Source organism: Cellulosimicrobium sp. KWT-B (genome assembly GCF_002127155.1).
GTDB classification, from domain to species: domain Bacteria; phylum Actinomycetota; class Actinomycetes; order Actinomycetales; family Cellulomonadaceae; genus Cellulosimicrobium; species Cellulosimicrobium funkei.
On the sequence record NZ_NEDO01000003.1, the window covers coordinates 421,065 to 442,756 of the forward strand.

General features: G+C 73.0%; 16 protein-coding genes. 3 read left to right on the forward strand and 13 right to left on the reverse strand.

Going from position 1 to position 21,692, the window contains the following annotated elements; genetic code table 11:
• Window positions 1-66 precede the first annotated feature (66 nt).
• From B9L22_RS11830 to B9L22_RS11890, 13 genes are all read right to left on the reverse strand, one after another.
• Complete coding sequence (locus B9L22_RS11830; protein WP_086150500.1) at window positions 67-1,959, reverse strand: ABC transporter ATP-binding protein; 1,893 nt, start codon at window positions 1,957-1,959, stop codon at window positions 67-69.
• Window positions 1,956-3,863, reverse strand: coding sequence for an ABC transporter ATP-binding protein (locus tag B9L22_RS11835; protein WP_086150684.1), 1,908 nt, complete (start codon window positions 3,861-3,863; stop codon window positions 1,956-1,958). The genes B9L22_RS11830 and B9L22_RS11835 overlap by 4 nt, the downstream gene beginning before the upstream one ends.
• Window positions 3,864-4,115: 252 nt before the next feature.
• Window positions 4,116-4,886, reverse strand: coding sequence for an imidazole glycerol phosphate synthase subunit HisF (gene hisF / locus B9L22_RS11840; protein WP_043651192.1), 771 nt, complete (start codon window positions 4,884-4,886; stop codon window positions 4,116-4,118).
• Window positions 4,883-5,953 (reverse strand): FKBP-type peptidyl-prolyl cis-trans isomerase, encoded by a 1,071-nt coding sequence (locus B9L22_RS11845; protein WP_233140059.1) that lies wholly within the window; start codon window positions 5,951-5,953, stop codon window positions 4,883-4,885. The genes hisF and B9L22_RS11845 overlap by 4 nt, the downstream gene beginning before the upstream one ends.
• Before the next feature lie 13 nt (window positions 5,954-5,966).
• Window positions 5,967-7,328, reverse strand: coding sequence for a Pup--protein ligase (gene pafA / locus B9L22_RS11850; protein WP_086150501.1), 1,362 nt, complete (start codon window positions 7,326-7,328; stop codon window positions 5,967-5,969).
• A 6-nt stretch (window positions 7,329-7,334) separates the two neighbouring features.
• On the reverse strand, window positions 7,335-8,111 hold the full coding sequence (prcA, locus tag B9L22_RS11855; RefSeq protein WP_086150502.1) for a proteasome subunit alpha: 777 nt from the start codon (window positions 8,109-8,111) through the stop codon (window positions 7,335-7,337).
• Window positions 8,108-9,031 carry a proteasome subunit beta gene (gene prcB / locus B9L22_RS11860; protein WP_086150503.1) on the reverse strand — a complete coding sequence of 308 codons (924 nt, stop codon included), beginning with the start codon at window positions 9,029-9,031 and terminating at the stop codon, window positions 8,108-8,110. Before prcB ends, prcA begins: the two co-directional genes overlap by 4 nt.
• Before the next feature lie 19 nt (window positions 9,032-9,050).
• Window positions 9,051-9,251, reverse strand: a complete 201-nt coding sequence (locus B9L22_RS11865; RefSeq protein ID WP_021479766.1) for a ubiquitin-like protein Pup — start codon at window positions 9,249-9,251, stop codon at window positions 9,051-9,053.
• Window positions 9,252-9,401: 150 nt separating this feature from the next.
• A complete protein-coding gene (gene dop / locus B9L22_RS11870; protein WP_086150504.1) occupies window positions 9,402-11,039 on the reverse strand; it encodes a depupylase/deamidase Dop in 1,638 nt (545 codons plus the stop codon).
• 87 nt (window positions 11,040-11,126) lie between these two features.
• On the reverse strand, window positions 11,127-12,785 hold the full coding sequence (arc, locus tag B9L22_RS11875) for a proteasome ATPase (protein ID WP_021479740.1): 1,659 nt from the start codon (window positions 12,783-12,785) through the stop codon (window positions 11,127-11,129).
• Between the two features lie 180 nt (window positions 12,786-12,965).
• A complete protein-coding gene (locus B9L22_RS11880; protein ID WP_198947283.1) occupies window positions 12,966-14,108 on the reverse strand; it encodes a tRNA (adenine-N1)-methyltransferase in 1,143 nt (380 codons plus the stop codon).
• A 71-nt stretch (window positions 14,109-14,179) separates the two neighbouring features.
• Window positions 14,180-15,358 carry a site-2 protease family protein gene (locus tag B9L22_RS11885; protein WP_086150505.1) on the reverse strand — a complete coding sequence of 393 codons (1,179 nt, stop codon included), beginning with the start codon at window positions 15,356-15,358 and terminating at the stop codon, window positions 14,180-14,182.
• Between the two features lie 71 nt (window positions 15,359-15,429).
• The gene (locus B9L22_RS11890; protein ID WP_086150506.1) at window positions 15,430-16,086 is read right to left on the reverse strand and encodes an HAD family phosphatase; all 657 of its coding nucleotides are present in this window, start codon (window positions 16,084-16,086) and stop codon (window positions 15,430-15,432) included.
• A gap of 271 nt (window positions 16,087-16,357) precedes the next feature.
• Between B9L22_RS11890 and B9L22_RS11895 the strand changes: the two genes are divergently transcribed.
• From B9L22_RS11895 to B9L22_RS11910, 3 genes are all read left to right on the forward strand, one after another.
• Window positions 16,358-17,602: a site-specific integrase gene (locus tag B9L22_RS11895; RefSeq protein WP_086150507.1), complete on the forward strand. Its 1,245-nt coding sequence runs from the start codon at window positions 16,358-16,360 to the stop codon at window positions 17,600-17,602.
• Between the two features lie 805 nt (window positions 17,603-18,407).
• Window positions 18,408-19,160, forward strand: coding sequence for a hypothetical protein (locus B9L22_RS19750; RefSeq protein ID WP_143317262.1), 753 nt, complete (start codon window positions 18,408-18,410; stop codon window positions 19,158-19,160).
• Between the two features lie 1,165 nt (window positions 19,161-20,325).
• Window positions 20,326-21,432: a tyrosine-type recombinase/integrase gene (locus B9L22_RS11910; RefSeq protein ID WP_233140061.1), complete on the forward strand. Its 1,107-nt coding sequence runs from the start codon at window positions 20,326-20,328 to the stop codon at window positions 21,430-21,432.
• Window positions 21,433-21,692 lie beyond the last annotated feature (260 nt).

Sequence of the window (21,692 nt, forward strand, 5' to 3'; positions counted from 1 at the left end):
GCCGGGCCGCCGCCGGTCCCCCGTCTCGCCCGACCCGGCGTGACGTCGGTCGCCCGGCCGGGCAGGTCAGCGGGTCTGGGAGACCCAGGCGTCGTGCATGCGGGCGTAGACCCCGCCCGCGCGGGCGAGGTCGTCGTGGTGGCCCACCTCCACGACGTGCCCGGCGTCGACGACGACGACGAGGTCGGCCGCCTCGGCCGTGGAGAGGCGGTGCGCGATCGTCAGCGTCGACCGGCCCGCGGTGAGCGACGCGAGCGCCCGTGCGATCCGGACCTCGGTCGCCGGGTCGACGGCGGACGTCGCCTCGTCCAGGACGAGCAGGTCCGCCTCGGCCAGGTAGGCCCGGACGAGCGCGACGAGCTGTCGCTCGCCCGCGGAGAGGGACTCGCCCCGCTGGCCGACCGAGGAGTCGAGCCCGTCCGGCAGGTCCCCGACCCAGTCGGTGAGGCCGAGCCGTTCGACCGCCGCCTCGATCCGAGCACGACGCGCGGCAGCCGGCTCCTCCTCGGCGGCGCCCCGGAGCCCGTAGGCGACGTTGTCCGCGAGCGTCCCGTCGAACAGGAAGCCCTCCTGGGGCACGAGCACGACCCGCTCGCGCAGGGACGCCACCGACAGGTCGCGCAAATCCGTGCCGTCCAGGAGCACGCGCCCGCCCGTCGGGTCCATGAGCCGCGTGACGAGCTTCGCGATCGTCGTCTTGCCCGAGCCGGTCGCGCCGACGACGGCGACGGAGGCACGCGCCGGGAGGTCGAGGTCGACGCCGTGCAGCACCTCGGGCCCGTCGGGGTAGGCGAACCGGACGCCCTCGAGGCGCACGTGGGCCGGGCCGCGCGGGCTGCGCACGCCGTCGGGGCCCTTGTCGACGACCTCGACCGGCGTCTCCAGGACCGCGAGGACGCGGCGCCAGCCCGCCACGGCGTTCTGCAGCTCGTTGAGGATCTCCGTCGCCATCTGGACGGGGCCGGTGAAGAGCTGGACGAGGAAGAGGAAGGCGAGGAGCTGGCCCACCGAGATGTCGCCCGCCACGCCGAGCAGCGACCCGACGACCACGACGACCGCGAGCACGAGGTTCGCCACGAGCACGCCGCTCGAGAACACGACGGCGACGAGCTTCTGCGCCCGGACCATCGCGCGCCGCGTCGCGTCGACGGCGGCGTCGATGCGGCGGGCCGTCCGGGCCCCGGCGCCGTACGCGCGGATGGTCTCCGCGCCGACGACGGACTCCGAGATCGCGCCGAGCATCGCGCCGACCCGCGCGCGGACCTGGGTGTACGCGTCGTTGACCCGCGCCTGCGCGGGGCGCAGGACGAGGAACAGCGGCACGAAGCACGCCCACACCACGAGCGTGAGCTGCCACGAGTACACCGCCATGAGCGCCGTCGCGACGCCGATCTGCAGCACCGAGACCAGCAGCATGATCCCGCCCCACTGCACGAACAGCGAGATCGTGTCGACGTCGCTCGTGACGCGCGAGACGAGCGACCCGCGCCGCTCGGAGTTCTGGGTGAGCACCGACAGGTCGTGCACGTGCCGGAACGCGCGCACGCGCAGCGCGGCGAGGCCGGCCTCGGTCGACCGGAACAGGCGCACGTTGACGAGGGCCGAGCACAGCCCGGCGACGACGAGGATCCCGGCGGCGACGCCCACGAGCACCGCGACGCGCGTCGTGTCCGGACCGCCGTCGGCGAGCACGCCCGTGTCGATGGTCTGCTGCACGGTCACGGGCACGACGACCCGGCCGAGCGCGGCGGCGACGGCGAGGCCGAGCGTGACCCAGATGCCGGCCAGGATCTGCGGCGAGACCTGCACGCCGCGACGCAGCGTCGCGAGGACGCCCAGGGAGCTCGCCGAGGCGATGCGCGCGTCGCCGGTACGGACGTCGGCGGCACCGCCGTCGACGGCGGGGCCCGTGCCCCGGCGGGTCGACCGCCCGGGTCGTTCGGTCGTGGTCCGGGTCATTCCTCCAGCGCCCCCGTCTCGACGTGCCGCACGACGTCGTCCTCCTCCGTCTCCTCCTGGCGCGCGAGGTCGTCGTCCCGGCGACCGTCGCGGACCTGGTCGTCCTCGCCCGCGTCGCGCACCGAGTCGTCCGTCGCGTCGGCGCGCTCGTTCTCGCGGCGCTCCGCCTCGCGCGCGTACGCGGTCGCGAGCTCGCGGTACCCCGGGTCGCGAGCGATCAGCTCGTCGTGCGTCCCGACGTCCACCACCCGCCCGGACTCCACGTGCACGACGACGTCCGCGAGCGCGACGCTCGACATGCGGTAGGCGACCATGACGACCGTCGGGCGGTCGTCGCCGCCCCGCGCGACGCCCGCGAGGATCTCCTGCTCGACCCGCGGGTCGACGGCCGACGTCGCGTCGTCGAGGACGAGCAGGCGCGGACGCCGGACGAGAGCGCGCGCGATCGCGAGACGCTGGCGCTGGCCGCCGGACAGGTTGGCCCCCCGCTCCCCGAGCGGGGCGTCGAGGCCCTCCGGGAGCCGCTCGACGACGTCGTCCACGCGCGCGAGCCGCAGGGCCGCCCAGACCTCCGCGTCGTCCGGGCCGGGATCGCCGTCGTCGACCAGCGTGACGTTCGCGCGCACGGTGTCCTCGAACACGAACGCCTGCTGCGCGACGAGGGCGACCTGCGTCGTGAGGTCCGCCTCGCGCACGTCGCGCACGTCCGTGTCGTCGAGGAGCACGCGCCCGCGCGTCGGGTCCGAGAGCCGCGCGAGGAGCGAGACGAGCGTCGTCTTGCCGGCGCCCGTCGGGCCCACGACGGCGACCGTCGTCCCCGGCGCCACGGTGAGGTCCACGCCGTCGAGCAGCGTGAGCTCGCGGCCGCCCGCCCGGACGTCGACACCGACGCCCTCGAGCCGCACGCCCAGCCCGGCACCGGACCCGGTCAGGGCCGTGGTCCCGGGACGCAGCACGCCGCCCGCGTCGACGACGCGGCTGATGCGCTCGTACCCGACGAGCGCGCGCGGGAGCTCGCCGAGGACCCAGCCGAACGCGCGGACCGGCACCGCCATCACGGTCAGGAGGTACGCGGCCGTGATGATGTCGCCGGGTGCGACGTCGCCCGCGGTGAGGCGCACGGTCCCGACGCCCAGCACGACAAGCGTGCCGAGCGACGGCAGGAGCTCGATGACGGGGTCGAAGAACGCGCGCACGACGCCGACCCGCACGTTCGCGGCGCGCAGCTCGTCGGTGCGCTCGGCGAAGCGGCGCTCCTCGCGGTCCGCAGTGCCGAGCGACGTGACGAGGAGCGCGGCCTCGAAGCTCTCGTGCGCGACGTCGGACACCTCGGCGCGCAGCTGCTGCGCCCGCGTGATGGCGGGCGACATGTAGCGCTGGAACACGATGTTCACGGCGACGGCGACCGGGATGACCACGAGCGCCGCGCACGCGAGCCAGACGTCCACCCGGAAGAGCATCACGGCGGCGACGCCGATCATGACGACGACGCCCAGCGCGAACGGCAGCGGGTTGAAGACGCCCGTCGCGGCCTCGACGTCGGAGTTCGCGTTCGACAGGAGCTGCCCGGCCGGGTGCGAACGGTGCCACGACATCGGCAGACGCAGGTACTGGCGGGTCACCGCGGTGCGGTGGCGCGCCTGCAGCGCGGCGTACCCGTTGCCCGCGAAGATGCGCCGCGCGGCGACGCTCACCGCGAGCGAGAGCGCGATCCCGGCGAGCACGAGGCCCGCGACCCAGATGCGGCCGCGCGCGGCCTCGTCGCCCGCGAGCGCGGGCACCACGACCTCGTCGGTGACCCGGCCGACGGCGCCGCTCACGGCGACGGTCAGCGCGCCGAACAGCGCGGAGGACCCGATCGCCAGCACGTAGGTGCGCGGCTCGTCGCGGATGCCGCGCCCCATGAGCGCGAGCGAGCGGCGGACGCGGGAACCGGTGAGCGCGTGCGGTCGGCGCACCGACGGCTCGGCGGGGAGCCGGTCGCGGGGGCGGTCGTGCCGGGCGGCGGTGGCCGGCGGGTCGGTCGGGGCGGGCGGGGCGTCGGCGCCGGTGGGGCGCGTCCTGCTGCCGGGCACGGGACGGTCCTCGTCTTTCGTTCAGGGGGTGGCCCGATCCTCTCACGGGCTCCCGACACCGCCGGCAGGCGTCCGCGCCGGTCAGCGCACCTGCACGCCCTCGGCCCGCATCGCGTCCTTCACCTGACCGACGGTGAGGGCACCGAAGTGGAAGACGCTCGCGGCGAGCACCGCGTCCGCCCCGGCGCGCGCCGCCGCCACGAAGTGCTCGGGCGTGCCCGCCCCGCCGCTCGCGATCAGCGGCACGCGCACCTCGGAGCGCACCGCGGCGAGCATCTCGAGGTCGAACCCGGCGGTCGTGCCGTCCGCGTCCATCGAGTTGAGCAGGATCTCGCCCGCGCCCAGCCCCGCGGCGCGCGACGCCCACTCCACGGCGTCGATCCCCGTGCCGCGACGCCCGCCGTGGGTCGTCACCTCGTAGCCGGACTCCGTCCGCACGTCGCCGGTCGTGCGGCGGGCGTCCACCGAGAGCACGAGCACCTGGCTGCCGAAGCGGTCCGCGATCTCCGCGATGAGCTCCGGGCGGGCGATCGCCGCCGTGTTCACGCCGACCTTGTCCGCGCCCGCGCGCAGGAGACGGTCCACGTCGTCCGCCGAGCGGACCCCGCCGCCGACCGTGAGCGGGACGAAGACCTGCTCGGCGGTCCGCCGCACGACGTCGTACGTCGTCTCCCGGTTGCCGGAGGACGCGGAGACGTCGAGGAACGTCAGCTCGTCGGCGCCCTCGGTGTCGTAGCGCGCGGCGAGCTCGACGGGGTCGCCCGCGTCGCGCAGGTTCTCGAAGTTCACGCCCTTGACGACGCGTCCCGCGTCGACGTCGAGGCACGGGATCACGCGGATCGCGACGGTCATGGGGAGTCTCCTCGGTCGGCCGGCGCTCCGCCGGTCGTGTCGGTGCCGGTCGTGCCGGTCGTGTCGGTGCCGGTGTCGGTGCCGGCTGTGTCGTCGGCCGTGCCGGTGTCGCCTACGCTCTCCTCGGTCACGGGGAACTGGGCGTCGAGGATGTCGACGACGTAGACGAGCGTCTCGCCGGCCAGCGGGTTGGCGGTCGCGCCGTAGGCGAGGTCGGGCGGCACGACGAGGAGCACCTGGCTCCCCACCGACTGCTCGAGGAGCCCCTGCTCCCACCCCTCGATGACCTCGCCGATGCCGATCATCACCGACAGGGGCGCCGCGCCGTCGGTCCACGTCGAGTCGAAGACCTCGCCGTCGGACCAGCGCACGCCCGAGTACCGGACGGTGACCACCTGACCGACCTCGACCTGGCGCCCGTCGCCGCGGACGAGCGGCTGCACCACGAGACCCGCGGGCGCCGCGGCCTCCGACGGGACGGTCACGCTCGGTGCGCCCTGCTCGTCGAGCGTCACCGTGGGCAGGCCCTCGACCGGCTCCACCGGCTCCCCGGAGGCGCGCGTCGGCAGGACGTCGACGACGAGGGCGACGGGGACGCCGTCGTCCACCTCGAGGCGCAGCAGGCGCGCCCCCACGCGCTGCCCCCGCAGGAGGTCGCGCAGCTCGCGGCCGACGGACTCGTCGGTCAGCGTGCGCCAGCGCGGCGCGTCCGTGTAGGTGTTCTGCAGGACGGTGCCGTCGCGCAGGTCCTCCGCGTAGAGGTTGAGCAGCAGCGGGCCGCCGTCGACGAGCTCCGCCCCGGCGCCCAGCCACACGACCTCCGACCGCGCGTCCGGCACGTCGAGCGGCGCGCGGTACTCCAGCGCGGGCGGGGCGCCGGACGACCCGGCGACCGTGAGGTCGGTGTTGAGCGGCGTCTCCGTCGCGTCCTCGGGCTCCGTGCACGCACCGAGCACGAGCGCCGCGAGGAGCGCCACGAGCAGCACGAGCGCGGCCCGGGACGCGGGCGCACGACGAGCGCGCCGGACGCCCGGAGGGCGCCCGGCCGCGAGGGCCAGGTTCGTCACATCACGTCCTGCATCACATCGACTCGATGAGGCGCTCCACGCGCTCGTCGACGTTCCGGAACGGGTCCTTGCACAGCACGGTGCGCTGCGCCTGGTCGTTGAGCTTGAGGTGCACCCAGTCCACCGTGTAGTCGCGGCGGGCCTCCTGCGCGGCGCGCACGAAGTCGCCGCGCAGCTTGGCGCGCGTGGTCTGCGGCGGCACGGCCGTCGACTCGAACACCTCGAGGTCCGTGGTGACGCGCTCGACCATGCCGCGCGCCGCGAGCAGGTTGTACAGCCCCTCGGTGCGCGAGATGTCGTGGTAGGCGAGGTCGAGGCGCGCGATCCGCGGGTCGTCGAGCTCGAGACCGTGCTTGGCCTGATAACGCTGGATCAGGCGGTACTTGATGACCCAGTCCAGCTCGCGGTCGACGAGCGAGAGGTCGCCCGTCTCGAGGGCGCGCAGCCCGCGCTCCCACAGGTCGAGCACCTGCTTGACGACGGGCGTCGGCGCGACGTCCTGCTCGACGAACTCGCGCACGCGCTGCAGGTACTCGCCCTGGAGGTCGATCGCGGTGACCGTCCGGCCGCTCGCGAGCTGGACGGGCTGCTTGCCCGTCATGTCGTGGCTGATCTCGCGGATGGACCGGATGGGGTTCTCGAGCGCCAGGTCCCGCATGGGGACCCCTGCCTCGACCATGCGCAGGATGAGGTCGGTCGAGCCGACCTTGAGCATGGTCGTCGTCTCCGCCATCGAGGAGTCGCCGACGATGACGTGCAGGCGCCGATAGCTCTCGGCGTCGGCGTGCGGCTCGTCGCGCGTGTTGATGATCGGGCGCGACCTGGTCGTCGCGCTCGACACCGCCTCCCAGATGTGGTCGGCGCGCTGGGACAGGCAGTACACGGCGCCGCGCGGCGTCGCGAGGACCTTGCCGGCGCCCGTGAGCACCTGGCGCGTGATGAGGAACGGCACGAGGACGTCCGAGAGGCGTGCGAAGTCGCCCTGGCGTCGCACGAGGTAGTTCTCGTGGCAGCCGTACGAGTTGCCCGCCGAGTCCGTGTTGTTCTTGAACAGGTGGATCCGGCCTGGCAGTCCCTCGTGCTCGAGCCGCTGCTGGGCGTCCGCGACGAGGCCCTCGAGGATCCGCTCGCCGCCACGGTCGTACGCGACGAGCTGACGGACGTTGTCGCACTCCGCCGTCGCGTACTCGGGGTGCGAGCCGACGTCCAGGTACAGCCGCGAGCCGTTGCGCAGGAACACGTTCGACGACCGGCCCCAGGCGACCACCTTGCGGAACAGGTACCGCGCGACCTCGTCCGCCGAGAGCCCGCGCCCGTCGTCGGACGCGCACGTCACGCCGTACTCGGTCTCCAGCCCGAAGATCCTGCGGTCCATGCGGCGCTACCCCTCGTCCGTCGGGCCGGTGCCCGTCGTGTCGTCGGGCGCGCCCTCGGCGGTCCCGTCGGTGGTGGTCGCCGCGTCGTCGTCCGCGAGGAGGCCCTCGAGGACGGAGCCCGTGAGACGGCGGAACGCGCGTCGGGGCCGGGTGCGGTCCAGGACGGCCACCTCGAGCTGCGCAGCCGGGATGGTGCGGGTGTCGTCCCCCTCGCCGCCGGACGCGAGCGCGTGCACCGCCAGGCGCAGCACCTCGGCGAGCCCGAGACCGGGCCGCCACGCGTCCTGGAGCACGCGTCCGAGCTGGTCGGCCTGGCCGCCCATGACGACCACGCCCTGCTCGTCGGCGACGGAGCCGTCGTAGGAGATGCGGTAGAGCTGGTCCTGCTCCGCCGTGCGACCGACCTCCGCGACGACGAGCTCGACCTCGAGCGGCTTCGACTCCGTGGTGAACACCGTGCCGAGCGTCTGGGCGTACGCGTTCGCGAGACCGCGCGCGTTGACGTCCGTGCGGTCGTAGGAGTAGCCGCGCAGGTCCGCGTACCGCACCCCGGCGACGCGCAGGTTCTCGAACTCGTTGTACTTGCCCACCGCGGCGAACGCGATGCGGTCGTAGATCTCCGAGATCTTGTGCAGCGCGCGCGACGGGTTCTCCGTCGCGAACGCGATGCCGTCCTCGTAGGCGAGGACCACGACCGACCGGCCGCGCGCGATGCCCTTGCGCGCGAAGTCCGCCCGGTCCTTCATCAGCTGCTCGGGCGAGACGTAGAAAGGCATGTTCACGCGTCGTCACCTCCGGTCGGGCCGTCCTGCGGGCGGTCGTGCGGGACGGCCTCGGCGTTCGTCACCGGGGGACGGCCGCGCTCCACGCCCGCCCCGGAGCGCTCCGCCACGATCTGCTCGACGACCGCCGCGAGCTCGTCGTCCGGCACGCGCTCGTAGCCGTCGGCCGTGACGACCGCGACCACCGGCCAGATGCGGCGGACCGGGTCCGGGCCGCCGGTGGCCGAGTCGTCGTCCGCCGCGTCGTAGAGCGCCTCGACCGCGACGCGCACGGAGGCCGCCCGGTCGAGACCGGTGCGCCACAGCTTCTTCAGGGAGCCGCGCGCGAAGACCGAGCCCGACCCCACCGAGTGGTACGCCCGCTCCTCGTACCGCCCGCCCGTGACGTCGTACGAGAAGATCCGGCCGGCACCGCGGTCGAGGTCGAACCCGGCGAAGAGCGGCACGACCGCGAGGCCCTGCATGGCGAGGCCGAGGTTCTGCCGGATCATCGTCGACAGGCGGTTCGCCTTGCCGTCGAGCGAGAGCAGCGCGCCCTCGATCTTCTCGTAGTGCTCGAGCTCGAGCTGGAACAGGCGCACGAGCTCGACGGCGATCCCCGCCGTCCCGGCGATGCCCACGGCCGAGTACTCGTCGGCCGGGAAGACCTTCTCGATCTCCCGGTTCGCGATCATCGAGCCCATCGTCGCGCGGCGGTCCCCCGCCATCACGACGCCCGCGCCCACGCCCTCGGCGCCGAACGTCAGCGCCACGATCGTCGTGGCGTGCGGAGCGTCGGGCACCGTGCCGGACGCCGCGTGCCCGGCCGCGCGGTGCGACGGCAGCAGGTCGGGGGCGTGCCCGGACAGGAAGTCCAGGAAGGACGACGACCCAGGGGTCGTGAACGCGTCGGGCAGGCGCCCGGGCTGGTCCGTGCTCATCGGGTTGCCGTCACCCTTCCTACTCGCCGCCCTTCTGCACGAAGCCCCGGACGAAGGACTCCGCGTTCGTCTCCAGGACCTCGTCGATCTCCTCGAGGAGCGCGTCCACCTCGGCGTCGCGCGACTGCGCCTGCGGGGCGACCGGGGTCGCCGGGGCCTCGGGCTCGTCGTCGGGACGCCGGTCCTCGTGCGACGCGTGCGTGCGTTCGGTACCCGCCATGGCTGCCTCCTCGTCCGTCGGCCGGCCTCGCGCCGACGCTCTGTCCGTTCCAACCCCGTCCGGGCTCGCGCCCTTCCCGGCCCTGCTCGCACGCGGCGCCCCTCCCACGGAGGGCGGGCGCCGTCGTGCGTCCAGCCTAGTCGCCGCCGGTCACGACGGGCCTGCCAGACCCGCCAGCAGCGCGGCGGCGTCCGGGCTCGCGTCGAGCAGCGCCCCGATGTGGGCGCGCGTCCCGCGCAGCGGGTCCATCATCGGGACGCGCTGGAGCGACGGCGCGCCCGGCACGTCGAAGATCACCGAGTCCCAGCTCGCCGCGGAGACCTCGTCGCCGTAGCGCGCCATGACCTCGCCGCGGAAGAACGCGCGCGTGTCCTCGGGCGCGTGGTGCACCGCCGCGCCGACCTCGCGCTCGGTGACCACGCGGTCCACGGCGTCGGCGGCGAGGAGGCGGTGGTAGATGCCGCGCTCGGGCCGCACGTCGGACCACTGGAGGTCCATCGCCGCGAGGCGCGAGTGGCCCCAGTCGAGGCCGTCGCGCTCGCGCAGGCGGTCGAGGAGCCGCAGCTTCGCGACCCACTCGACGTCGCGCCCGCACGCGTCGCGGTCGGTCGCCAGGCGGTCGAGCACCGAGCGCCACCGCGCGAGCACGTCGCGCGTCGGGGCGTCGACCCCGTCCGGTCCCGCGAGGCGCTCCGCCGCGTCGGCGGCGACCTCCAGGTACTCGCGCTGCACCTCGAGCGCCGTCAGCTCGCGCCCGTCGGCGAGGGCGAGACGACGCGTCAGCTCGAGGTCGCGGCTCACGCGCTGGACGTCCGCGACCGGGTCCGCGAGGCGCAGCCCGGCCAGGCGGGCGCGCACGTCCGGGCCGAGCTCGTCCAGGTGCTCGACGACGAAGAGCACGAGCGACGTCGTGCCCGTCTTGAGGTAGGTCGCGGTCTCGAACATGTTCGCGTCGCCGATGATGAGGTGCAGCCGGCGCCAGCGCTGCCGGTCCGCGTGCGGCTCGTCGCGCGTGTTGACGATGGGGCGGCGCAGCGTCGTCTCCAGCCCGACCTCCGCCTCGACGTAGTCGGCGCGCTGGGAGATCTGGAACCCGTGCTCCTCCCCCGCAGGGCCGAGCCCCACGCGCCCCGAGCCGGCGAACACCTGCCGGGTCACGAGGAACGGCGTGAGCATCTCCACGAGGACGCCGAACGGCACCTCGCGGTCGACGAGGAAGTTCTCGTGGGTGCCGTAGCTCGCGCCCTTGCCGTCGACGTTGTTCTTGTAGAGCACGACGCCGCCGCCCGGCACCTGGGCCAGCTCGCGCGACGCGGCGAGCATGACCCGCTCCCCCGCGACGTCCCAGCACACGACGTCGTGCGGCACCGTGACCTCGGGCGAGGAGTACTCGGGGTGCGCGTGGTCCACGTAGAGCCGGGCGCCGTTGGTGAGGATGACGTTCGCCGCGCTCGGGTCGTCGTACTCCTCCGTCGTCGGTCGCGCGACCTCCTGGAGGGAGGCCCCGGCGGCACCGCCCTCGCCGGCCCGGTCGACCGGCCCCGACGGCGCGGGGCGCGACGGGTCGTCCGTGAGGAGGGACGGGTGCGCCGACGCGCGCGGCACGTGGAACCCCCGCGCGTCCTGCAGCGGGTCCTCGTCGTCGTAGTCCCAGCGCGCCCGGCCCCGGGCGCCGTCGCTGCGCGCGGCGAGCGCCCGGTACGTGGTGACGACCTGGCTCGACATGAGCATCGGGTTCGCCATCGGCTTCCCCGGCTGCAGGACGCCGTACTCCGTCTCGATCCCCATGACCCGTCGTACGCTCACGCGCTCACCCTATGTCCGCCCTCCGACGCCGACGCCGCGCCGTCCACGGGGCGGAGCGACCGCGCCCCGCTACAGGTACTGGCCGGTGTTGGTGACCGTGTCGATGGTGCGCGGCGAGCCGCCCTCGCCCTTCTTCTGGACGATCGTGCGGATGAAGACGATGCGCTCGCCCTTCTTCCCGCTGATGCGCGCCCAGTCGTCGGGGTTGGTGGTGTTCGGCAGGTCCTCGTTCTCCTTGAACTCGTCGACGCACGCGGCGAGCAGGTGGTCGACGCGGATGCCGCGCTGTCCCGTGGCGAGGAGGTCCTTGATCGCCGACTTCTTCGCGCGGTCCACGACGTTCTGGATCATCGCGCCCGAGTTGAAGTCCTTGAAGTACAGGATCTCCTTGTCGCCGCTGGCGTAGGTGACCTCGAGGAACTGGTTCTCCTCCTCCTCGGAGTACATGCGCTCCACGACCGAGCGGATCATCGCGTCGAGGGCCTCGCGCTGGTTGCCGCCGTGCTCGGCGAGGTCGGCCGCGTGGATCGGCAGGTCCTCCGTGAGGTACTTGGCGAAGATCTCCTTGGCGCCCTCGGCGTCGGGCCGCTCGATCTTGATCTTCACGTCGAGGCGCCCCGGCCGCAGGATCGCGGGGTCGATCATGTCCTCGCGGTTCGACGCCCCGATGACGATGACGTTGTCCAGCCGCTCGACGCCGTCGATCTCGGCGAGGAGCTGGGGCACGATCGTCGTCTCGACGTCGGACGACAGGCCCGTCCCGCGGGTGCGGAACAGCGACTCCATCTCGTCGAAGAACACGACGACGGGCGTCCCCTGCGACGCCTTCTCCCGAGCGCGGGCGAAGATCAGCCGGATGTGCCGCTCGGTCTCCCCCACGTACTTGTTGAGCAGCTCGGGGCCCTTGACGTTGAGGAAGTAGCTGCGCGCCGCGCCCGAGCCGTCCTCCACCTGCTCGCCGCGCGCCCGCGCCACGGTGTGCGCGAGGGAGTTGGCGACGGCCTTGGCGATGAGCGTCTTGCCGCACCCGGGCGGCCCGTACAGCAGCACGCCCTTGGGCGGGTGCAGGCCGTGCTCGCGGAACAGGTCGGGGTGCGTGAAGGGCAGCTCGACGGCGTCGCGGATCTGCTCGATCTGCGGGCCGAGACCGCCGATGTCCTCGTACTCGATGTCCGGGACCTCTTCGAGGACGAGCTCCTCGACCTCGGACTTCGGGATGACCTCGAACACGAAGCCGCTGCGCGTGTCGATGGTGAGCGAGTCGCCGACGCGGAGCGTCGTGCGCGCGACCGACCCGGCGAGCCGCACGACCCGCTCCTCGTCGGCCCGGCCGACGACGAGCACGCGGTCGGCGTCGAGGATCTCCTTGACCGTGACGATCTCGCCCGTGCGCTCGTAGCCGCCCGCGGCGACGACGGTCATCGCCTCGTTGAGCTTGACCTCCTGCCCTGGGCGCAGGCGCTGGACGTCGAGGCTGGGGCTCGCGCCGACGTGCATCTTGCGCCCGGCGGCGGACACGTCGACCGACCCGTCCGGGTGCGCGGCGAGGAACACCGCGTACGTCCCCGGGGGCTTGGCGAGGTCGTCGATCTGCCGCTTGAGGTCGAGGATCTGGTCCCGGGCCGCGCGCAGCGCCTCGGCGAGCCTCTCGTTCTTCGCGGACAGCAGCGCGAGCTCGCGCGCGCCGTCCTGCGGGGCCTGGTCGCTACGGCCGAATGTCTCGCTCATCGGGTGTCCCTCTCGCCGCCGGCTCGCCCGACCACGGGTGGACGGCGGACGACGGGCTTCGCGAGGCGCCCGTGCCGACCATCGTCCGGCGGTCGGGTGTAGACCTTAGGCACAAGTCTCGCCCGTGCACACGGACGACACCCAGGGTGAGACGGCGGCGCCTCGATCGTTACCGGACCGTCACGCGCCCGACACGTCGGGCGCCCCGCCGGGCTCGCTCGCGCCCTGCTGCACGCCGTGCTCCGCGCCCGGACCGGTCGTCTGCTCGGGGCCCTGGCCGACGTCGCGCCGCACGCGCCGGATCTTCTTCTCGGAGACCGGGCGCTCGCCCAGCTCCTCGGGCGACCACTGCTCAGCGTCGGTCGGGTACGCGCCCTTGGCCGGGCGGCGCTTGCGCTCGGGCGGCGCGACGCCGTCCGCGAGGCGCCGTGCGGTGAGCAGGAACCCGGTGTGCCCGATCATGCGGTGCTGCGGCCGCACCGCGAGGCCCTCGAGGTGCCAGCCGCGCACCATCGACTCCCACGCGACGGGCTCCGCGTAGCGGCCGTCGGCCCGCAGGTCCTCCGCGAGGCGCGAGAGCTGGGTCGTCGTGGCGACGTAGCACACGAGGACGCCGCCCGGCACGAGCGCCCGCGCGACGACGTCGAGGTTCTCCCAGGGCGCGAGCATGTCGAGCACGACGCGGTCGACCGTGCCGTCCTCGGCGACGGTCGGGAGCACGTCGGCGAGGTCGCCCACGGAGAGCGTCCAGGCCGGGTGCTCACCACCGAAGAACGTCTCGACGTTGCCGCGCGCGATCGCGGCGAAGTCCTCGCGCCGCTCGATCGAGTGGAGCTCGCCCGCGTCGCCGACGGCGCGCAGCAGCGACATCGTCAGCGCGCCCGACCCGACGCCGGCCTCGACGACGCGCGCGCCCGGGAAGATGTCCGCCATCGCGACGATCTGGCCGGCGTCCTTCGGGTAGACGACCGCCGCGCCGCGGGGCATCGAGAGCACGTAGTCCGCGAGGAGCGGGCGCATCGCGAGGTACTCGATCTCGGCGGTGTTGCGCACGACGCTGCCCTCGGGGCGGCCGATGAGGTCGTCGTGCCGCAGGTAGCCCTTGTGCGTGTGGAACGTCGCGCCCGGCGCGAGCGTGATGGTGTGCAGGCGACCGCGCGGGTCCGTGAGCTGGACCTTGTCCCCCACGCGGAGCGGGCCGCGGCGCTCGTCCGCGCCCGTCGCGCCGGGGCGGTCGGACGCGCCGTGCGCGGGGGCGGCTGCGGCGTCCCCACCGGGCTGCGGGGTCGGGTGGCCGGGGGTGGTGGCGGGCTCGGAGGTCACGGGCGACCATCCTACGGGCCGCCCGCCCAGCGCCCGACGCCGGCCGGTCGCGCGCGCGGACGACGCGCCGGTCACCGCCCGCGCCGGGCGTCCCGCAGCGCCGCGACGACCCGGGCGACCTCGAGCGCGCCGACGACGCGGCCGTCGTCGGTCACGACGACGACCGCCGCGTCCCGCCCGACGCGCGAGAGCTCGGCGAGCATGTCCTGCCCCGCACTGCGGGCGTCGATCGTCGCGGCCCCGGGCAGGGGCACGGCGACGGCGCCGACCGGGGTCGTCTCGGCGGCGTCGGGCGGCACGGCCGCGGCCGCGGCGGGGTCCACGTACCCGAGGGGCCGGCCTGCGCCGTCCACCAGGACGGCCACCACGTGCGGGCCGCCCGCGAGCGCCACCGAGCGCCCGACCGCGCCGACCGTCGCCGTGGACGGCACGGCGACCGCGGGGCGCGCGAGGCTGCGGACGGTGAGCCCGGACACCGCCTCGCGGGTGCGCCCGACGGTGATGGCCTGCCCCGCGCCGCTCCACAGGAACGCCCCGATGAGCGCCGCCCAGGCGACGGTCCACAGGTCCGGCCGTCCGCCGTAGGTCAGCGGCCACACGAGCGCCCACGCGACGACCCCGACGGCGACCGCGCGCCCGACCCATCCCGCTGCGACCGTGCCCTTCGTCCGCGACCCCGTCGCGGCCCACACGGCGGACTCGAGGATCTGGCCGCCGTCGAGCGGGAGGCCGGGCAGGAGGTTGAAGAACCCGACGAACGCGTTGGAGAACGCAGCCGCGTACAGCAGGAGGGCGGGCACGGAGAAGGTCGGCTGCGCCTGGAAGGTCACCCAGAACACGACCGCGAGCGCCAGGTTGGTCAGCGGGCCGACGACCGAGATGAGGAAGCCGTCGAGCGGGCGCGCCGACGTCCCGGAGTACGCCGTGTGGCCGCCCCAGAGCGTCACCGCGAGCTCGGTCACGTGCTGGCCCCGGGCGCGCGCGACGAGCGCGTGCGCGACCTCGTGCAGGAAGACGGACGCGAACAGCAGCAGCACGAACGCGAACGACACGAGGTAGATCTCGGGGCCGAGGTGCGGGGCGAGCCGCTGCACCGTCGGCGCGAACAGGATCGTGAGGATCGCCGCGGCGAGGAACCACGACGGTGTGAGGATCACCGGTGCGCCGACGACGCGGCCGATCACCCAGCCCTTCGTGCGCGGGCCTGCCGGTGCGGGCGTGCGGGGTGCTCGAGGTTCGGGTCCGTCCACCCTGAGAGCCTATGCGCTCGGCGGCTCCGTCCCGACGGCCCGCGCACCGCCGGGCAGGCCGTCCGGGCGCCTCAGGCGGCGTCGTCCTCCATGAGGTCGACGACGTCGCCCGCGACGAGCCGCGACAGGAGCGCGACGTCGACGAGCTCGAGCGACGGCGTCCGGCTCAGGCCCGGCGCCGGGAGCACCGGGACCACGGCCTCGACGCCCAGCGTCGCGGCCCCCGCGGCGCGGGCCGAGGCGATGCCCGCGGGCGAGTCCTCGATCGCGACGCAGCGCGTGACGTCGACGCCCAGGCGCTGCGCGGCGAGGAGGTAGGGCTCCGGGTCGGGCTTGCCGCACTCGACCTCGTCGCCGCAGACCAGCACCTGGAACGCGTCCGGCGGCGCCATCTCGGCGACGGGCTGGGCGAGCTCGCGGTAGGACATCGTGACGAGCGCGCACGGCACGCCCGCCTCGCGCAGCGCCGTGAGGAGCTCGCGCGCGCCGGGCTGCCACGGCACCTCGACCCGCACCTGCTCGATCACGCGCCCGATGAGGAACGCGACGATCTCGTCCACCGGCAGGTCGACGCCGCCGCGCTCGCGCAGGATGCGCGCCGACCCGCGCAGCGGGTTCCCGACGAGCGACATCGCGTCCTCGTGCGTCCACGTGCCGCCGTGCGCGGAGACGAGCTCGTGCTCCGCCGCGATCCAGTAGGGCTCGGTGTCGACGAGCGTCCCGTCCATGTCCCACAAAGTTGCCTCGGGCAACGGGAGGTCTTCGGAGAGTCCATTAGGGCACTGACCTGCGGAAATACCGGCGGTACGAGAGGACAAGAGTGATCTCCATCAGTGGTGATGCAACGATCCATGCAACATCCGACCCTAACCGCGTTGAGCTACATAGAGGGACGCGGAGCGCGCGACCTCGCCGCCCCGCACATCTACGGGACGTAAACCCCACACCATCCCGGCCCTCCCTCCCCAGTCCCCCAGCCATCTCCCTGGGGGGTCTGGGATGACCCGCCGCAGCAAGGGGGACGGCTCCATCAGCTCGTACCGCCTGGCCAACGGAGGGATCCGTTGGCGCTGCCAGTGGTACGAGCCGAAGGACCCCGTGAACCCCCACCTCGGGAAGCGCCTAGTCGGCAAGGGCGGCTTCGCGTCTCAGGCTGAGGCCCGCGTTGCGCTCCTCAAGCACTTGGTGCTCGTCTCCGACGGCAGGACGACGACCGCGCAGAGCCGTACGACCTTCGATTCCTACGCCCGTCGGTGGCTTGCCGGCTACCACTTCCCGTCGCCCAACACCCGTGTCTACGTCCAGCGGGTCATCAACGCCGTGCAGCCACACATCGGCAACCTCCAGATTAGCCAGGTCCTCCCCTCGGACCTCGCGGCGTGCTACCGCGCGCTGGAAAACGGCACGGGTCGCGGGGCGATCGCCAAGAGCACGGGCGGCAAACTCGCGCCGTCCACGGTCGCCCGGTACAGCGGCTGGCTCGTGACCATCTTCGGAGCCGCAACCGACGACGGCCTGATCACACGCAACCCGGCGTCGAACCGGCGTTCGGGCCGACCTCGCGGCCCGCAGGCACGTCGCGTCAAGCCCTTCGCTGTCTGGAACGCGGACCAGATGATCTCGTTCTGCGACTGGGCGGTGCGAACGGATCAGCCGTGGGCGCGCGCCTGGTGGATCCTCGCGCTCACCGGACTGCGCTCGGGCGAGCTCCTCGGCCTCGAGTGGCAAGACGTCAACCTCACCACAGGCAGTCTCATGGTGAAGCAGGCGCTGCGGTACAACGAATCCCTACCCCATGGACAACGCATCGAGATCGGACCCACCAAGCACGGCCGCATCCGAACCGTCCAACTCGAGCTCACAGCGCGGAAGCACTTCGCCCTCCTCAAGCAGCAGCGGGACACCACCTCGACACTGATCGGTAGTGGGCACCACAACCTCGTCTTCCCGCCTCGCAACGGCCGCTCACCCAGCCAGTCCGCACTGCTCTCCGCGTTCAAGCGCGCCCAGGCAGGCTACCGAACCGCACACCCCAACATCCCACTACCGAACCTCACCGTCCACGACCTCCGACACACCCATGCTTCACTTCTCCTCGCGGCAGGGGTCGACATCAAAGTCATCCAGGAGCGCCTCGGACACTCCAGCGCCTCGACCACCCTGGGCACCTACGCGCACCTCATGCCCGACGCGCACCAAGGAGCCGCAAGCCGACTCCAGAACCTCCTCGCCGGAGGCAACTAACACTTCGACCCGGCCAGCTTCTCGCTTCCGATTCGGCGTTGAGTCGGAACCGCGCCCCATGGGGGTCCAAGTCCCCCTCCGGACACCGTAGAAACGGCCTCTGACCTGCGAAAACGCAGTGCAGAGGCCGTTCTCGTGTGTCCACCCGGTGCGCCTCTCGTGTGCCCACCGACGTCAGTTCTTCCCACCCAGCCCTCTGACCTGGGTGTTCGCACCAGCAATGCGCGTTCCGGAGGGAACCTCGCGGGCACACGGTGTGCGATCCCGTCGATCGCATCATGGGCGGCGACGACCGTGAACCACACGAGAACCCATCATCGAGCTACGCCCTCGGTCTAACCCGCCCCTGGACACGGTTCGCATGGCGCGAATCAGCCACCCGCAGCCCCGGCCAACACCTCCTCGAGACCACGGCTTCACTCCCCCCACTCGCTCGTTGAGGAGATGCCCTTGCGACTTCTGGGTGCATCGAGCCAGATTGCGACCCACCTCACGGCTCACCCCCGGAGCGTGAGGAACGGCCCGAGTCATGAGTCTTGCGGCGCGGCACGCTCCGCCTCCGTGACGCGCCCAGAGGAAGTGGCGGAGCAGGCCATACGACCACGCGCGTCGTGTGCCATGAGCAGCGCCGATGTCGGCGACTGTCAGCGCATGCTGTCGAGGGCCGGAGGGGCCCGCAGGATCGAGGCACTTGCGGATGCACGGCACGGCCTGTCCCAGCAACGCGCCGATAGTCTCCCGTATGTCCGCTGTGTCCCTTTGGGTGGCAGCAGGGCTCGGCTCGTGATCCCGTACCGTTTGCGACGTGACCGACCCGAAGGTGAAGGAGGACCGCGACTCGTGGCGCCACGCCTGGCGTCCCTCGGTCGCGATTCCACTACTCGCCGTGCTCTTGACCGCCGTCGGAGTGGTGGTAAGCGTGAGGGCTCTCCGTGGGGACGAGTCAACGGGCCCGTCGTCCACCGCCCCATCGGCTTCGTCGCCGGGTCAGTCGGATGAGTTCCTGAGTTGCTGGGCGTACACGGGCGACGCTCCGACCCCCGAGCCACCTTGGAACTCAGAGGATTTCTCAGAGGTCGACTGTGTGAAGCCGCACCAGTTTGAGTCGGTCCCGAGGTCAGATGACACGCGCTGCGAAGACGCGGTGTACGAGGTCCTCGGCCTCAGTGAAATCGGGAGCTGGGGTCGGACCGTGACCGCTGATCTGGGTCCGACGGGTTGCGCCGTGGGGCGCACCGCGGACTCGGAGATCCAGACTGACACGTACCGGATTACGGCTGCGGACTCGGCAGTCGCCGCTTTCGGGTCGTGCATCGAGCCGGAGGACGTCGAGCGGTATCTCGACGGCTCTGCCCCTCAGGGTCGTGGCGTGCCCTGCTACACGGGCAGAGTGCTCACGCATAACGTCGTGGTGGGCGAAGGCCAGACTCCTGAAGAAGCTTGTGGCCTCGACGTGCCTGACGCCGGCGTGCGCGTGTCGACCTACGAGTACCCCGCTTCCCCGAGCGGACTCGTTGCGCGCTGTGCATACACCCTGCTCGGTGTGGGGAGCGAGTAGCCTCCGGCGTCGTCTCGACCGACTCGGTCGGGTTGGGCGCGCGGATGACGTCCACGCGGCCACCCTCCCGCGCACTCAGCCGACCAGGCACAGCGGCGCGCGCCGCTGCGGCGCGGCCGGCCGGGCCTCGTCCAGGGCGGCGTCGAGGAGCAGCCCGCCCGGCGTCGGGAGGGTGAGCGTCCACCGGTCCGTGAGCCCGTCGGGTCGTGCGGGCGACGGCGAGCTCGCACCGTCGGAGGTAGCCGCCCCCGGCGTCGGTGCCGGACCACCGATGCCCGACGACCTCGAGGCGCACTGCGGCGTGCTCCCACGCGCTCACGGCGACGATCCCGGAACCGCGTTCGCGCGCCCGGGCGAGCAACCGCCGGCGCCCCGACGTCGTGAGCCGGGATTCCGGCCCGACGACGACGTACGTCATGCCGTCCAGAAGCGCCGCGACGACGCCGGCAGGATCGTCCCCGGCGCGAGGAACGAGCGCGACGCGCTCGAGCGCCACTCCAGCGTCGGCGGCCGCGAGCATCCCGAGGTGGGGAGCCCCCACCACGGCGAGCCAGTCCGTAGTGCCCTGCGACGTCGCGAGCAGCGCGAGCAGGAGCGACGCCGAGCCCGCCACGACACTGGCCGCGCCGCGAGGTAGGCGGCCGTCGTCGAGGATCGCGCCGAGCGACCGCGAAGCGTCGTCGAGGTCGACGACGCCCGGCGTCGACGCGCGCACGCCCGTGCCAGCTCGGCGCGACGCAGGGTCGCGCGAGCCACCTCGAGCGGGTCGAGCGCGGTCGTCCACCCTTCCAGGCTACGAGCTTGTTCGAACTGATGTTCGAATCCGATTGTGTCGTGGGTACTCGTCGACGTCCGGCTCCGAGCGGCTGGCCGTCAGGTATCGAGACGGTCCCGATGCGCGACCACGCGGAAGAAGCGCCAGAGCTCGCGCGCCGCGGCGTGGCGATCGCGCGCCCGCCCGAGGGTATCCCGTGCGCGCGTGGATCACGCAGCGCCAGAGCGGCGAGGCCCGCGTCGACGGCGAGGCCGTCGCGTGGGCGCGCCGCCAGGTCCACGTGCGCTACCTCTTAACCGGCTATCGCCTGCGTTTGTGCAGGTCAGCGGGCTAGATGCGTCGCCAGGAGGTCTATCGCGGCAGGGGTGGGCTGTGCTACACCTGTGGCGCATGGACGCCATGGACGCCATGGACGCCATGGCCGCGTTGCGGCTGGAGCAGCGCGGTGAGAGCTGGGGTCTCGCGGGCGAGGGCGCGGACCCGTTCCGGCTCGTCGACGAGTATCTGAGTCACTTGCTGGATCGGCACTACTCGCGCGCGACGGTGCGGCCGTACGGGTACGACTTGCTGGCGTTCTGTCGGTGGCTCTCCGACGGGGATCTCGACCTGGCCGCGGTGACGACGCCCGATGTGCTGGACTTCTTGCGGGCGTGCCGTGAAGCGAGGGTGCCGGGTCGGCCGGGGCCGAACGTGGTCACGATGACGGGGCAACGGCTGGACCGGTACGCCGCGGCCACGATCAACCGGCGCCTGGCCGCGGTCTCGGGCATGTTCGCGTTCGCCGGGCTGCGCTCGCCGGGGCGGGCGAACCCGGTCCCGCGCGGCCGTGACGCCCGCTGGACCGCACCGGGCGAACGGACGGGCCTGCTCGCGCACAGGAGGCGCCGGCGGGCGCCTCGTTCGGCGCTGCGCTTGCGCCAACCGAAGCGGCTTCCCGCTTCACTGTCGCCGCAGGACGCGAAGGTGCTGGTCGGAAGCCTTCGCACCTGGCGCGACCGTACGATCGCGGGCCTGATGCTCTGGTGCGGGCTGCGGTCGGGCGAGGTCCTGTCCTTGAATGTCAAGGACGTCGACATCGGCGGCCGGTGGGTCACCGTGACGGGCAAGGGCTCCCGTCAGCGTCGTGTCCCGCTGGACGGGCACGTCGCCTCGGTGATCGACGCCTACCTGCTGGCGGAGCGCCCTGAGTCCGACAGCGACCGCCTGTTCCTCGTCGCCAAGGGGCCGAACCAAGGCCAAGGCCTGACCTTGGCCGGTCTGCGCACGATCTTCCGCTACCACCGCGAACTCACCGGCGTCGCCGGTGGGCATCCGCACGCCCTGCGCCACACCTTCGGCACCACCCTGGCCGAAGCCGGCGTCGACCTCGCCGTCATCCAGGCGCTGCTCGGTCACGCGCACGTCGAGACCACCGCCCGCTACGTCCATCTCGCCCCGGCCCACGTGAAAGCAGAGTTCGATGCCGCCTACGAACGCCTCCGCCCGCGCGACGCCTGACCACGCGCTCAGGGATCTGCTCGGTGACGACCTTCGGGACGCCTACCTCGCGCACCTCGCGGCGACCGGCCGCACCAGTGCGCACTTCAAGCGCGCGGCACGCAAGTTCTTCCAAACCTGGCCCGAACCACAAGCATGGGCGAGCCTGTCGCTGACAGACCGCCTCGCCGCTGACAAGGACACCCGCCCGGCTCTGACCTTCCTCATGCTCCACAACCGGCTGCACCCAGGATACGACTACCTGCTGGAACGGACCCTCA

What these genes read in the sequence shown, in the direction of transcription:
- dop (WP_086150504.1), bottom strand. Translation starts at nt 11,039, where the DNA reads ATGGGGATCGAGACGGAGTACGGCGTCCTGCAGCCGGGGAAGCCGATG.
- B9L22_RS11865 (WP_021479766.1), bottom strand. Translation starts at nt 9,251, where the DNA reads ATGGCGGGTACCGAACGCACGCACGCGTCGCACGAGGACCGGCGTCCC.
- prcB (WP_086150503.1), bottom strand. Translation starts at nt 9,031, where the DNA reads ATGAGCACGGACCAGCCCGGGCGCCTGCCCGACGCGTTCACGACCCCT.
- hisF (WP_043651192.1), bottom strand. Translation starts at nt 4,886, where the DNA reads ATGACCGTCGCGATCCGCGTGATCCCGTGCCTCGACGTCGACGCGGGA.
- B9L22_RS11835 (WP_086150684.1), bottom strand. Translation starts at nt 3,863, where the DNA reads ATGGGGCGCGGCATCCGCGACGAGCCGCGCACCTACGTGCTGGCGATC.
- B9L22_RS11890 (WP_086150506.1), bottom strand. Translation starts at nt 16,086, where the DNA reads ATGGACGGGACGCTCGTCGACACCGAGCCCTACTGGATCGCGGCGGAG.
- B9L22_RS11830 (WP_086150500.1), bottom strand. Translation starts at nt 1,959, where the DNA reads ATGACCCGGACCACGACCGAACGACCCGGGCGGTCGACCCGCCGGGGC.
- arc (WP_021479740.1), bottom strand. Translation starts at nt 12,785, where the DNA reads ATGAGCGAGACATTCGGCCGTAGCGACCAGGCCCCGCAGGACGGCGCG.
- pafA (WP_086150501.1), bottom strand. Translation starts at nt 7,328, where the DNA reads ATGGACCGCAGGATCTTCGGGCTGGAGACCGAGTACGGCGTGACGTGC.
- B9L22_RS11895 (WP_086150507.1), top strand. Translation starts at nt 16,358, where the DNA reads ATGACCCGCCGCAGCAAGGGGGACGGCTCCATCAGCTCGTACCGCCTG.
- B9L22_RS11910 (WP_233140061.1), top strand. Translation starts at nt 20,326, where the DNA reads ATGGACGCCATGGACGCCATGGACGCCATGGCCGCGTTGCGGCTGGAG.